Raw genomic sequence first — 12,584 nt, 5'->3', positions numbered from 1 at the left:
TTCCACATGCCCTTGTAGCTCAGCGGTAGAGCACTCCCTTGGTAAGGGAGAGGTCACGAGTTCAAGTCTCGTCAAGGGCTTACAAAACCGAAGCCGGCACCGGATTCTTCGGCATGATGCAGACAGCGGCACCCGCTCCGTGAGTCTGCGTTGCCTGATCGTTGAAGACCAGGTGATGTTTCTGCAGCTGCTCTGCACGATGTTGCAGGGGCTGCGGGGGTTGGCGGTGGTGGCCACAGCCACAAGCTGCCACGACGGCCTGCTGGCCTGCCGCCGCCATCGACCCGACATCCTGATCCTGGATCTTGCCCTGCCCGATGGCGATGGCCTGGAGGTGGCCCGGTTTCTGCAGATGCAGCAGCCGCAGGCGCGAACGCTGGTGCTCTCCGCCCAGGCCGCCAGCTTTGTGTGCCCGGAGGAGCTCGAGCCGATGCTGGTGGGTGTGGTGGACAAAACCTCCACCTACGAAACGCTCCAGGGCGTGATCGAGTCGGCCCTGCTGCCGCAGGAGCCCGATACGCCATCCCGCCACCCGGCGATTCCAAGCCTGACGCCCCGCCAGCGGGAGATCTTCCAGCTGATCGGCCGCGGACTCTCCAACAAAGCCATCGCTGCCTGCACCGGGCTGTCGCTGGCCACGGTGGAGACGCACCGCAAGGCGATTGCCCGCCGCCTGGGCTGCAGCGGCGCCGAACTGGTGCGGCGGGCGGTGCTGCACCTAGCGCCGATGCCGTGAAGCTCCCCTCCCCTCCCAGCCAGCGCCTGCGCGACCGCATCATCTGGGCCACCAGCCTGCAGCTGCTGCTGGTGAGCAGCGCGGTGGGCGGCATGGCCTACTTCAGCGGCCAGCGCAGCGGCCTCAGCTTCACCGATGCCCTGCGCCAGCAGGATGCCATCACCGACCTCTCCGAGCAGCTCTCAAGCCGGTTGCAGGCCCCGCAACTGATCAACAACCTCAACGTGCTCGCCATCCGGCAAGGCCAGCTCTCGCTGACGGATTTCGAGGCCATGGGGCAGCGGTTCTGGAGCCAGATGCAGCTGTTCCCGGTGGGCTACATCAACTTCGGCAACCCAGCCGGCGAATTCATCGGGGTGGAGCGGCTCGAGAACGGCGCCTTCGTGCTCAATGAGGACGCCATCGCCAGCCCCCTCGGCAAAGGGACCCTGGGCGTGTACGCCCTGGGGGCAAAAGGGGAGCGGGGGGCCTTGCTCGAGACCGTGCCTGGCATGACCACCGCGCACGAGGAAGCCTGGTATGTCGAAACGGTGAAGGCAGGCAAAGCCAGCTGGAGCTCGATCTACCAATGGGAAGACAAACCCGCGGTGCTGGCGATCTCCTACAACCAGCCCCTCTATGGGCCCAATCGCCAGCTGCTCGGCGTGATCGGCGTCGACTTCGTGCTCAGCCAGCTCAACACCTGGCTGGCGGAGGTGTGGAAAGACGTGCGCGGCTTTGCCCTGATCGTGGAGCCCGACGGCATGGTGGTGGCCAGCTCCCGGCCAGCCTTCACCAGCATCGGCACGGGAGACGCCACCCGCCGGGTCCGCATCGATCAACTCCCCGATCCCCTGGTGCAAGCCGCCAGCCGCAACCTGTTCCGCCAGGGCCGCAACGGCTCCCTCCAGCCCCGAACCGAGCAGACCGGCCCCCACACCACCGATCAAGACGGCCACACGTTCTTGCTCGACCTCAATCCCTGGGGGCAACGGGAAGGGCTCAACTGGCTGCTGATCACCGCCAACCAGTCCGACCAGGCGGTTCAGGCCAGCCAGCGCTTCGCCCTGATTGCCCTGCTGCTCTCCCTGGCCGCCGTGGCCGCTGCGGTGGTCGTGACCATCCGGGTGGGCGACTGGCTGCTGGGTCCGCTCGAGGTGTTGCGACGGCGTTGTGGGGAGGCCGCCACCCAGGTGACGCCCACAACAGCCGATCTGGTTTTCGACCCGAAGTTGCCCGCCGGCAGCGCCATTGAAATCGAGGCGGTATCCCAGGCCTTCGGCGCCCTGGTGGAGCGACTCACCCAGGCCAGGCGGCAGCTGGCAGAGGCCATGGAGCGGGAACGCCTCAAGGACGCCCAAACCGTGCTGGTGCTGCAGGACAAGCTCAAAAGCAGCCTGCAGGCCGCCGCCGTCGCCCATGAGATCAACCTGCCCCTCAGCACCCTGCTCCTCAACAGCAAGCTGCTGCTGGAGCAGGGCGATGCTCCGCTGGCCCAACCCCTGCAGGAACCGCTGCGGGCCATCGCCGCCAACGCCGATGCGGTGGTGGCGACGATCGAGAAGATGCGCAGCCTGCTGCGCAACGTGCAAACCCACCACCAGCTGCTCAACCTGGCCCACGTGACCCGCAATGCCCTGCTCTACGCGGCACCCAGCCTCAAGGCCGCCGGCGTCACGGTGCAGCGCCAGGGGTTGGACCAGAGCTGGGCCGTGATGGGCGATGCGGCCCAGATCCAGATCGCCGTGGTCAACCTGCTGCGCAACGCCCTGGAAGCCCTGGAGAGCGCGGGGGGCGGCGTGGATGGCGCCCCGGCCACGGTGGTGGTGGGCCTTCGGCGCAATGCCGACACGGTGGTGCTGACCGTGGCGGACAACGGCCCGGGCTTCCAGGCGCCGGAGACAGACCTTGAGCCCCTAGCCACCAGCAAGCCCACCGGCAGCGGCCTGGGATTGTTCGTGGTTCAGACCACCATGGAGAACCACCATGGCCAGGTGGTGGTGGGTCGCTCGCCCCTGGGAGGCGCCGCGGTGCAGCTGATCTTTCCAGTGGCTGATCGTTCCAGTGGCGGCCCTACCCACTAACGGGTAATCCACAAGCCGGGGCGCCTCACGAATTCATACGGTCGCAGCGCTACAAAAACATGCTTGTGACGGTATGCGCGACATCCTGATCGACGGCGTACCGATCCTGGATCTGCTGGAGATCACGGGCAGCACCAGCCGCGTGGCGACCCTCAGCAACTGCGACCAGAGTTCCGTCTCGCGCCTCTACCGCCATGCCAGCGAGCAGCTGGGGCTGGACTTCCGCAAGAGCCAGGGCCGCTACCGAGCCCATGCCAACCAGGCTGTTCTGCGATCCCTGCGCCACACCGCCCAGCTGCTGCGCCTGGCCAGGGGCAGCCGTCAGCTGCAGCGGCTGGGCCATTTCGGCAGCCCCCTGCCGCAGGAATGGCTGGCAGAAGAGCGCAGCCTGGAACTGCTGCGCGAGCGGGTGCTGGATCTGGCCGTCCTCGCCGACCCGAATGGATTGGCCCCCACCTGGAGCGACCACAGCCAACCCTTCCCCTTCGGCGACTGGGTGGTGGTGGGGCTGACCCGAGCAGCGCAACCCCTGCGGCCCGCTGCCGTCGTGCTGCGGCACGACAACCTGGAGCAACCGGCACTGCAGGAGCTCATCGGCCAGCTCCGCACCGATGCGTAGCGCACCGATGTTTTGCGCATGGAGCACCGACCATTTGCCAGGGTGGATGCCCTTGATGTCTGCCATGACCTCCCCCCCGCTCCTGGCAACTCCGATCGCGGCGATGCGGGCACCGGTCAGTGCCGGGCTGAGCCGCAGCCTGGCCTGGCGCCTGGAGCAGCTCGATCGCCTGGCAGCACTGCTCAGCCAGCATGAAGCGGAGGTGCTTGAGGCCCTGGCCGCCGACCTGGGCAAGCCTCCCCTCGAGGCCACCTTCGAACTGATCGCGGTGCGCCAGGAGCTGGCTCTCACCCGCCGGAAGCTGAAGGGCTGGATGGCCCCGCGGGCGATGGGGCTGGATCTGGCCCTGCGGCCGGGGCAAGCCTGGGTGCAGGCCGAACCCCTGGGCTGCGTGTTGATCATCGGCCCCTGGAACTACCCCTTCCAGCTCTGCCTGCACCCCCTGGTGAGTGCTCTGGCGGCAGGCAACGCCGCCGTGCTCAAGCCATCCGAGCACGCGCCTCGCACCGCGGAGCTGCTGGCCCGCGCCATCCCGGCGGCTTTCCCCGCCGAGGTGGTGCAGGTGGTCACCGGCGATGGGGCGGTGGCCGCCAAGCTGCTTGAGGAGCAGTTCGACCACATCTTCTTCACCGGTGGCGGCCGGGTGGGTCGACTGGTGATGGCCGCTGCAGCCCGCCACCTCACCCCCGTCACCCTGGAGCTCGGCGGCAAGAGCCCGGCGATCGTGCTGGCCGACGCCGACATCGCCACCACCGCCCGGCGCCTGGCCTGGGGCAAGGGGCTCAACGCCGGCCAAACCTGCATCGCCCCCGACCACGTGCTGGTGCAGGCTCCCCTTCAGGGAGAACTGGTGGCCGCCATCGCCACCGAATGGACCCGCTTCTACGGCGCCGATCCACTGGCGAGCGACGATCTCGGCTGCATCGTCAGCGACGCCCAGTTCCAACGGCTGGAGGCCCTGCTGGCGGGCGCGCGCCAGCAGGGCCAGGTGCTGGTGGGGGGACGCAGCGACGCCGCGCGGCGGCGGATCGAACCCACCGTGGTGGCCGTGGCCTCCGGCGACGATCCGCTGATGCAGGAGGAGCTGTTCGGCCCGATCCTGCCGGTGCAGCAGGTGGCCGATCTCGACGCGGCTCTCGTGGAGGTGCGCAGCAGGCCCAAGCCGCTGGCCCTGTATCTGTTCAGCCCCAACCGCAGCGCCCAGGAGCGCACCCTCGCCACCACCAGCTCCGGCGGGGTGTGTTTCAACGACGTGGTGCTGCAAGCCGGCGCCGCCGCCCTGCCTTTTGGCGGCGTGGGGGAGAGCGGCATGGGCAGCTACCACGGCCACACCGGCTTTCTCACCTTCTCGCACCAGCGCACGGTGCTGCGGCGGCCCTTCTGGCTGGAACTGCCCTTCCGCTACCCCCCCTATGCCGGCAAGCTGGGACTGGTGAAACGGTTGCTGGGCTGATCGGGAGTCGCTGATCGCGCTGGGCCGATCAGAACCTTTGATGCGCCGAAGGTCATCCGGGGGCTGGATCGGCCCGGGCGGCCCCCTTAACGTTCCAGCATCTATCAGTGGTGCCGATGCGTCGCTCCCTTGCCGCCCTGGCCCTAGCAGTGGTGTTGCCCCTGCCCAGCCTGGCTCCCGCAGCGGCCTTGGCCAATGTGGTGGTGAGGCCGGGCGAAACCCTCTCGGAAATCGCCGAGCGCCACGGGGTCAGCCTCACCCGGCTGATGCAAGCCAACGGCATCACCAACCCCAATCTGGTGGTGGCCGGCCAGAAGCTGGTGCTGCCAGGAGCCCGAAGCACGGCAGCGGCCAGCGGTGGTGCCCGCAGCGGCAGCATCACTGTGCAGCCGGGTGAAACCCTCTCGGAAATCGCCGCCCGTCAGGGCGTCAGCCTCACCCAGCTGATGCAGGCCAACGGCATCACCAACCCCAACCTGGTGGTAGCCGGCCAGAAGCTGGTGGTGCCCGGAGCCCGAAGCAGCGCCAGCGCAGCCGCACCCCGCCCCTTGCCCACGGCGCCGTACACCATCAAAAGCGGTGAAACCCTCTCGGAAATCGCCGATCGCTTTGGCACCAGCACCGAGCGCCTGATCCAGCTCAACCAGATCAGCAACCCCAACATGGTGGTGGCTGGAACCCGTCTGGCCATCCCCGGTCGGCCCTCCTCGGCACCGGCAGCCCGCAGCAGCGCCACCCCACGCAACGCCCAGGAGCACGTGGTGCGCAGCGGCGAAAGCCTCTCCACCATCGCCGACAGCTACGGCCTGCCCGTCGAAAAGCTGGTGGCCATCAACAAGATCAGCGACCCCAATCTGGTCGTCTCCGGCACCCGGTTGAAACTGCAAGCCCCACCACCGGTCAAGGCCACCCCCAAAGCCACTGCGAAAGCACCCGTCAAAGCCGCAGCCAAACCCGTCGCCCAGCCCAAGCCCAAACCGGTCGTGACGCAGGCAGCCCAATCCACGGCCACGGTGCAGCCGACCGTTCAGCCGACAGTGCAGCCGACGGTTCAGCCCACACCCCGCCCCCAGCCCACGGTCACGGCGCAAACCACGCCCCAACCCGCTGCCGCAGCGCCAGCCGCAGCCCAGGCCGTGGCGACGGCCCAGCCAACCAGCCGCATCGCCGCAGCCACCACTGGCGCCGCAACCACTGCAGCCACCACAGCCGTTGCCGCGACCACCGCCACTCCCCAAACGGCCACCCCCAAGCCAGCCACCACCAAGCCGGTGAGCACCGCCACCCGGGCCGCCACAACACCGCGGCCGAGCACTACCAGCAAGGCCGGCAGCAGCAAGCCCCAGGGCCCCGACTGGCGCAGCTACGGCCCACTCCAGGTCGACTGGGCCAATTGGCAGCCCATGGGCGGTAGCTATGTGGCCCCGACCCTCAACGGCGACGGCAAGCCTGTCTATCTGGCGGTCAACTGTGGGGCCCGAAAGCTGAATGCCACCAGCCAGTCGGGGCAGTGGAAGAGCTGGGATGCTCCCCAAACCGACTTCGAAGAACAGCTGATCAGCGACATCTGCAAGGCTCGGGCCAGCTGAATCCCCAGCCGCCTCAGGCGGCCCAGTGCAACGGCCAGGGCTGGCGGCAATAGCGCCGGCTCGAGGCCCGCAGGTAGAGGCGCTGGGCGCCGTCGTCGCTCTCGCTGAGCAATTCCTCCTGCACCAAGCGCCGCAGCAGCCAACCCCAGCTGGCCTCCTGCTCCTGGCGCAGCTCGGCCGACGCCGCACCCGCCAGCTCTTCGGCCAGGCTGCGCAAATCCCGACCCGGCCGGGCCTCAAGCGCCTCCAGCGCCGTGAGCGCATCCACCGACCAATCCTGGCGTCGCCGTGGGCTCTGGCAGTTGTCACAGCGGCCACAGGCGGCGGCCAGCTCGCCCACGGCCAGCAGGAGCGCCTGCTCCCGGCAGCCCTCGCCCTCCGCCACGGCCTCCATCCGCCGCAGTTGCTGCTGGGCCAGCTCCAGGCGCTGCTGGTCCTGCTGGCGCTGCACCGCCGTGGCGGCAGCAGGCATCAGCTGGGATCCACCCCCCCGGATGGCCCAGCCGAGGCTCGTGCGATCGGCCGGGTCGTAGAGCACCAAACAACGGGCCGGCAGGCCGTCGCGCCCCGCCCGCCCCGATTCCTGCAGGTACCGCTCCGGACTGGCCGGCAGATCCAGGTGCAGCACCAATCCCACATCCGGTCGATCCACCCCCATCCCGAAGGCCACGGTGGCCACCAACACCGGCCTGGGCTTGTGCTGGAAGTGCTCGAGAGCCAGCTGGCGGCTTTCGGGATCCATGCCGGCGTGATACGCAATCGCCTCCAGCCCAGCCGCCGTGAGTCGGGCGGCCCACTGCTCCACGGAGCGGCGCGTGCGCGCGTAGATCAGCACAGCCCCGCGAGCGGCCGTCACGGTCTCCAGCACCAGGGGCAAAGGATCGGCCGGGCGCAGCTGCATGCCATACACCAGGTTGGTGCGGCGGGCCGAACGCACCTGGATCAGCGGCCGGCGCAGCTGCAGCAGACGGATGATGTCGGCCCGCACCTGGGGGGCGGCGGTGGCACTGAGCGCCACCAGGGGCACCCCCGGGCACTGGGCGCGCAACTGCCCCAGGCGGCGGTAGTCGGGGCGGAAATCGTGGCCCCAGGCGCTGATGCAGTGGGCTTCATCCACCGCCAGGGCCACCAGCTGACCGCTCTCGAGCACGTCGTCGAGCAGCTGGCGGGTGGCCTCCGCCTGGAGCCGCTCGGGCGCCAAATAGAGCAGGCGCAGCTTGTGATCCCGCAGGCGCTGCAGCAACTGCCGCCGCTCCGGCAACGCCAGGCCGCCGTGCAGACAGGCCGCCGGGATGCCGCGGCGCTGCAGCTGGCTCACCTGGTCCTGCATCAGGGCAACCAGGGGTGAGATCACCAGCACCAACCCGCCGCGCACCAGGGCCGGCAGCTGATAACAGAGCGATTTGCCGCCCCCGGTGGGCAGCACCGCCAGGCAGTCCTGGCCAGCCAGCAGGGCCTCCACCACCGGGCGCTGGCCGGGCCGAAACGTCGACCAACCGAAATGACGCTCCAGGGCCAGCTCCAGCGGATCCCCCAGAGACCTCAGCTCGCCGACGCGCCTGCTGCGAGTCGTGCTGCGAGTTGTGCCGCTGGGCAGGGAGCCAGACAAAAGAGCCCTACCCATAGTGCACCCGACCATAGCGGCCACCAGATGCAGGGGAGGCGCCGCGCTCACGGAAGAGGCGGGGGGTCCAGCTGGTCGGGGGATTCCTCCACCAGCTGCAGCCGCACCCGCTTGCCACCCGCCAGCTCCCCCAGCGACACCCGCAGGGTGCTGCCGCTGAGCGATTGCAGAGCCGTGAGCAGCTCCCGCAGATGGGGAGTGCTGCTGCCGCTCTCCACCCAGAGGCGCTCCTGCAGACCACCAAGCCGCCGCCAGCTGGTGTGCAGCTTCAGCACGGCACTCTCCAGGGCCTGGGCCTGACCCACCGCATCGGCCAACAAGCCGAGGGCATCGAGCCGCTGGGCCTCCTGCAGGGCCTTCTCGAAATCCAGCTCCCCCTGCTGGAAGGCCCGCACCGCCAGGGCCGCCTCCGCCGCTTTGCTGAGCCAGCGGGCCGTGCTGGTCACATCCTTGACCCGCTCCAGCTCCGGCTCCTCCCGCAACACCCGGCGCAGGTCCTCCTGCTGGGCCTCGGGCAGCTTGGCCAGCTCCTTCACCAAAGGAGCCACAGCCCGCGGCGGCAGCAGGTTTTCAGCGGTGCGCTGGCGGATCTCCTCGGGCAGGAGCGGGCTGGTGGCGGCGGTGAACTCATCACTCAGACGCCGCACCTGCTTGCGGGTGATCTGCTGACCCTCGTTGGCCGCCTCGCTGATCATTTGCTGCACCTCCGGATCGGCCTGGGCCGTCTCCAGAAAGGCGCGCTTGGAGAAGTTGTTGACGCTGGTTTCCTCCAGCATCCCGTCGCCCACCAGGCTGTCGGCCGACTCGGCCAACTGGATGAGGGTGTAAGCCCGCGTCTTGCTGATTTCGCGCTCGCGCAGCCATTGCAGAAAGCCGGTGCCGCGCCCCTCGCCGCCGCGCTTTTCACGGTCTCGCACAGCCCGCAGGATGCGCCCCCGCCAGATCTCGGTCTGCAGGTCGAAGCGATCGCACACGGCCCAGGCCTCCTCGAGGCGGGCCAGAAACTCCATCGTGCTGATGGTGTCGCTGTCTGGATCGGGCAGCTCGAGCGTCAGCACCGGCGGCGTTGGGACCTCCGTGGGGGCCATGGCCATGGAAGGGGTCGCGCGGCTGAAGACGCGATCGTGCCACGGGGCAGCTCGCGGCCCCCACAGGAAGGGCGACGAATCGTGACGCCGGCGATGAAGCCTCCCGCCCGCGCGGGTATCTTCCCTGTGGCAGCCACCCGATCTACAGCGCAGCGATGGCCATCTCCCGCGGCGACAAGGTGCGCATCAAGCGCCCCGAGTCCTATTGGTTCAACGAAGTCGGCACCGTCGCTTCAATCGACACCTCCGGCATCCGCTACCCCGTGGTGGTTCGCTTCGAGAAGGTGAACTACAACGGCTATAGCGGCTCTGAAGGCGGCATCAACACCAACAATTTCGCCGAGAGCGAACTCGACAAGGCCTGAGCTCCGGCCGGCTTGTTCCCTCAAGCGGCGCGCCACATCCCAATCGTGCGCCAGATCAGCCCGTGCCACCGTTGGTGGTGCGGGCTTTCGAATGGGCTCGCAGGAGTCCCCAGCTCTGCCCGCCCTGCCAGCGCCCATGCCTGAACTCCCCGAAGTGGAAACCGTGCGGCGCGGCCTGGAGAGCCAAACCCGAGGCTTCACGATCGAGCGGGTGGAGGTGCTGCGGGCGCGGGCCATCGCCAGCCCAGCATCGCCAGCCGCCTTCACCGCTGCCCTGAGCGGCACCGAAGTTGGAGCCTGGGAGCGGCGCGGCAAATACCTGATGGGGCAGCTCAGCCGCGGGGGACGCGACGCCGGCACCTGGGGCGTGCACCTGCGCATGACCGGCCAGTTTCTTTGGCTCGATGCGCCGCGCCCGCCCTGCGCCCACACGCGGGTGCAGCTGTTCAATGCCGCGGGCCAGGAGTTGCGCTTCGTGGACACCCGCAGCTTCGGCCAGATGTGGTGGGTGCCGCCAGGCGAGCCCGTGGAGAGCGTGATCACCGGCCTGCAGAAATTGGGGCCGGAACCGTTCAGCGAGGCCTTCAGCGCCACCTACCTGCGTGAGCGCCTGCGGGGCTCCAGCCGGCCGATCAAAAACGCGCTGTTGGACCAGTCTCTGGTGGCAGGAGTCGGCAACATCTACGCCGATGAGTCGTTGTTTGCCGCTGGCATCCAGCCCAGCACCCCCAGTGGACGCTTGTCGCTGTCGCGGCTGAAAGGGCTGCACCAGGCCCTGGTGGAGGTGCTGGAAACCAGCATCGGTGCGGGGGGCACCACCTTCAGCGATTTTCGCGACCTCAGCGGCAGCAAAGGCAATTACGGCGGCGTGGCCTGGGTGTATCGGCGGGGCGGCGAACCCTGCCGCCGTTGCCACACCCCCATTCGCCGCGACAAGCTCGGCGGCCGCAGCAGCCACTGGTGCCCCAGCTGCCAGCATTGAGCTCCTTGCAGTTGAGCGTGGATCCCGTAGCCGGCAGCACCGCCGCCCTGGCGCAGCAACTCAGCGCCACCATGGCAACGATCCACCGCCGCGGCTGGTGCGACGGCACGGGCGGCAACTTCAGCTGCGTGCTGGATCGCGAGCCCCTACAGCTGTTGATGGCACCGAGCGGTGTCGACAAGGGCTCCGTGGCGCCGGAAGCGTTGATCGTGGTGGATGCCCACGGCGGTGTGGTGCGGGGGGAGGGGAAGGCCAGCGCCGAAACCCAGCTGCATTTGGCGTTGGTGGAAACCTGCGGGGCCGGTGCCGTGCTGCACACGCACTCCCAGGCCGGCACGCTGCTCTCCCAGCACTACGCCCCCAGCGGCGATTGCGGCGTTGCCCATCTGAGCCTGCACGACCTGGAAATGCTCAAGGGTCTGGAGGGCATCACCACCCACGAGAGCTCGGTGGCAATTCCGGTGTTGGACAACAACCAGGATCTGCAGCGTCTGCGGGCCGAGGCCGAACCCCACCTGCGCCAGGCGCCCCACGGGCTGCTCATCGCGGGCCATGGCCTCTATGCCTGGGGGCGTGATCTGCCAACGGCCCATCGCCATCTGGAGATCCTGGAATTTCTGCTGGAGCAGCACTGGCGCCAGCTGCTGCTTGAGGCCTTAAGCGCGCCGCGGCAGCAGCGCCAAGCGCCCCGAAACCAGGTGTGTCGGCAGGGGGTGACACACGTGCTGCTCGACATCGAAGGCACCACCTGCCCCGTGAGCTTTGTCTCGAGCACCCTGTTTCCCTATGCGGCAGAACAACTCGAAGCGTTTCTGGACAGCCATCGCAACGACCTCGCGGTGCGAAGCCTCCTGGATGAGGTCGAAGCCGCCTGGCGGCAGGACGCCGACCCCGAGGCCCAAGCGTTGCGGCAACAGGGCGGGGTAGGAACGTTGGCCTACCTGCGGTGGTTGATCCGCCGCGATCGCAAACTCACCCCCCTCAAGGATCTCCAGGGCTTGGTGTGGGAGCAGGGCTACCGAAGCGGTGCCCTGACAGGGCCACTATTCGCCGATGTGCCTGGCGCGCTGCGGCGCTGGCATGGGGCCGGTCTGGTGTTGGCGGTGTATTCCTCCGGGTCGGTCGCCGCCCAGCGCTTGATCTACGGCCACAGCAATGCAGGCGATTTACGGCCGCTGTTCAGCCATTGGTTCGACACTCGAATCGGCCCGAAACAGGCGCCCGAGAGCTACGCGACCATCGCCGCTCAGCTCGGCGTCGATCCTGAGCAGATGCTGTTTGTCAGCGATGCCCTAACGGAATGTCAGGCGGCCGCTGCCGCGGGCATGCAGGTGGTGTTCAGCGATCGCGAGGGCAACCCCGGACGCGACCCGGGGCCGTTTGAGAGGATCGTGAGCTTCAACGACCTGGTGCTGACCCCGTGAGTTCGAATCTCAAGAGCCTCGATCAAGCCCTTCTGAGCCTGAACCAGACTTTGCTCGAAAGCGTGGCGTGCGGCGACTGGGACACCTACGCCAGCCTCTGCAGCACGGATCTCACCTGTTTCGAAGCAGAAACCAACGGCGTGCTGGCCGAAGGCCTGCCCTTCCACAAGTTTTACTTCGAGCTTCCCGGCGATCCCCAGGCGAGCGCCACACCGGTGCAGGTGAACATGGCCAGGCCCCACATCCGCTGGATCGGCCCCGATGCGGCCATCTTGAGCTACACCCGCCTCACTCAGAAGCTCAGCAACGGTGTGCCCATCACCGCCAGCTGCTGCGAAACGCGCGTGTGGCAACACATCGACGGCAACTGGCTGCAGGTACACGCCCACCGCTCCTAAGCAAACCACCACAACAAGCGCGCACACGCCCAACAAAAAAGCCACCCAGGGGGGTGGCTTTCTGCTTCAAGGGAGATCGCTGATTTCAGGCTTCCAAAAGGAAACCAAAGCAGATTAACCAGAAGATGGAATGAAGGTTTTACCTGGCATCGAGCTATTTTCTCAGGGGGCTGCCCCCCAAATATCGTCGCCGCTGCAGCGTTTCACAACCGAGTTCGAGATGGATCGGAGTGGTTCCACTGC

General features: G+C 68.0%; 11 protein-coding genes, 1 tRNA gene and 1 rRNA gene. 10 read left to right on the top strand and 3 right to left on the bottom strand.

Annotated elements, in window-relative coordinates; genetic code table 11:
• Positions 1-8 precede the first annotated feature (8 nt).
• The 6 genes from KBY65_RS11850 (at position 9) to KBY65_RS11825 (ending at position 6,460) form a co-directional block, all read left to right on the top strand.
• A tRNA-Thr gene (locus KBY65_RS11850) sits at positions 9-80 on the top strand.
• A gap of 59 nt (positions 81-139) precedes the next feature.
• Positions 140-736: a response regulator transcription factor gene (locus KBY65_RS11845; RefSeq protein ID WP_233128735.1), complete on the top strand. Its 597-nt coding sequence runs from the start codon at positions 140-142 to the stop codon at positions 734-736.
• Positions 733-2,799 (top strand): sensor histidine kinase, encoded by a 2,067-nt coding sequence (locus KBY65_RS13980; RefSeq protein WP_255001694.1) that lies wholly within the window; start codon positions 733-735, stop codon positions 2,797-2,799. Before KBY65_RS11845 ends, KBY65_RS13980 begins: the two co-directional genes overlap by 4 nt.
• Positions 2,800-2,872: 73 nt before the next feature.
• The gene (locus tag KBY65_RS11835) at positions 2,873-3,418 is read left to right on the top strand and encodes a hypothetical protein (RefSeq protein WP_255001693.1); all 546 of its coding nucleotides are present in this window, start codon (positions 2,873-2,875) and stop codon (positions 3,416-3,418) included.
• Between the two features lie 64 nt (positions 3,419-3,482).
• A complete protein-coding gene (locus KBY65_RS11830) occupies positions 3,483-4,871 on the top strand; it encodes an aldehyde dehydrogenase family protein (RefSeq protein WP_255001692.1) in 1,389 nt (462 codons plus the stop codon).
• A 116-nt stretch (positions 4,872-4,987) separates the two neighbouring features.
• Entirely contained in the window at positions 4,988-6,460 is a 1,473-nt protein-coding gene (locus KBY65_RS11825) for a LysM peptidoglycan-binding domain-containing protein (RefSeq protein WP_255001691.1), read from the top strand.
• Positions 6,461-6,473: 13 nt separating this feature from the next.
• On the opposite strand, the gene KBY65_RS11820 is transcribed toward KBY65_RS11825, so the two are convergent.
• Both KBY65_RS11820 and KBY65_RS11815 read right to left on the bottom strand, forming a co-directional pair.
• Positions 6,474-7,997, bottom strand: coding sequence for a RecQ family ATP-dependent DNA helicase (locus tag KBY65_RS11820; RefSeq protein ID WP_255001737.1), 1,524 nt, complete (start codon positions 7,995-7,997; stop codon positions 6,474-6,476).
• Positions 7,998-8,131: 134 nt separating this feature from the next.
• Positions 8,132-9,178: a hypothetical protein gene (locus KBY65_RS11815; protein ID WP_409996069.1), complete on the bottom strand. Its 1,047-nt coding sequence runs from the start codon at positions 9,176-9,178 to the stop codon at positions 8,132-8,134.
• Between the two features lie 149 nt (positions 9,179-9,327).
• Between KBY65_RS11815 and KBY65_RS11810 the strand changes: the two genes are divergently transcribed.
• The 4 genes from KBY65_RS11810 (at position 9,328) to KBY65_RS11790 (ending at position 12,341) form a co-directional block, all read left to right on the top strand.
• Positions 9,328-9,537: a photosystem I reaction center subunit IV gene (locus KBY65_RS11810; RefSeq protein WP_254988875.1), complete on the top strand. Its 210-nt coding sequence runs from the start codon at positions 9,328-9,330 to the stop codon at positions 9,535-9,537.
• Positions 9,538-9,673: 136 nt separating this feature from the next.
• Entirely contained in the window at positions 9,674-10,519 is an 846-nt protein-coding gene (locus KBY65_RS11805; RefSeq protein ID WP_255001690.1) for a DNA-formamidopyrimidine glycosylase, read from the top strand.
• 17 nt (positions 10,520-10,536) lie between these two features.
• On the top strand, positions 10,537-11,943 hold the full coding sequence (gene mtnC, locus KBY65_RS13975) for an acireductone synthase (protein ID WP_315860078.1): 1,407 nt from the start codon (positions 10,537-10,539) through the stop codon (positions 11,941-11,943).
• Positions 11,940-12,341 (top strand): DUF4440 domain-containing protein, encoded by a 402-nt coding sequence (locus KBY65_RS11790; RefSeq protein WP_255001689.1) that lies wholly within the window; start codon positions 11,940-11,942, stop codon positions 12,339-12,341. Before mtnC ends, KBY65_RS11790 begins: the two co-directional genes overlap by 4 nt.
• Before the next feature lie 141 nt (positions 12,342-12,482).
• Here KBY65_RS11790 and rrf read toward each other — a convergent pair.
• Positions 12,483-12,584, bottom strand: a 5S ribosomal RNA gene (gene rrf, locus KBY65_RS11785); the annotation flags it as partial.

Origin of the sequence: Cyanobium sp. Alchichica 3B3-8F6, assembly GCF_024346435.1 — a bacterium.
Lineage (GTDB): Bacteria > Cyanobacteriota > Cyanobacteriia > PCC-6307 > Cyanobiaceae > Cyanobium_A.
Note: the sequence above shows the minus strand (reverse complement) of the source record. Positions and strands in the feature narration are given on the sequence as shown.

Coding starts and splice junctions, on each gene's coding strand:
- KBY65_RS11835 (WP_255001693.1), top strand. CDS start 2,873: ATGCGCGACATCCTGATCGACGGCGTACCGATCCTGGATCTGCTGGAG.
- KBY65_RS11830 (WP_255001692.1), top strand. CDS start 3,483: ATGACCTCCCCCCCGCTCCTGGCAACTCCGATCGCGGCGATGCGGGCA.
- KBY65_RS11825 (WP_255001691.1), top strand. CDS start 4,988: ATGCGTCGCTCCCTTGCCGCCCTGGCCCTAGCAGTGGTGTTGCCCCTG.
- KBY65_RS11815 (WP_409996069.1), bottom strand. CDS start 9,178: ATGGCCATGGCCCCCACGGAGGTCCCAACGCCGCCGGTGCTGACGCTC.
- KBY65_RS11810 (WP_254988875.1), top strand. CDS start 9,328: ATGGCCATCTCCCGCGGCGACAAGGTGCGCATCAAGCGCCCCGAGTCC.
- KBY65_RS11805 (WP_255001690.1), top strand. CDS start 9,674: ATGCCTGAACTCCCCGAAGTGGAAACCGTGCGGCGCGGCCTGGAGAGC.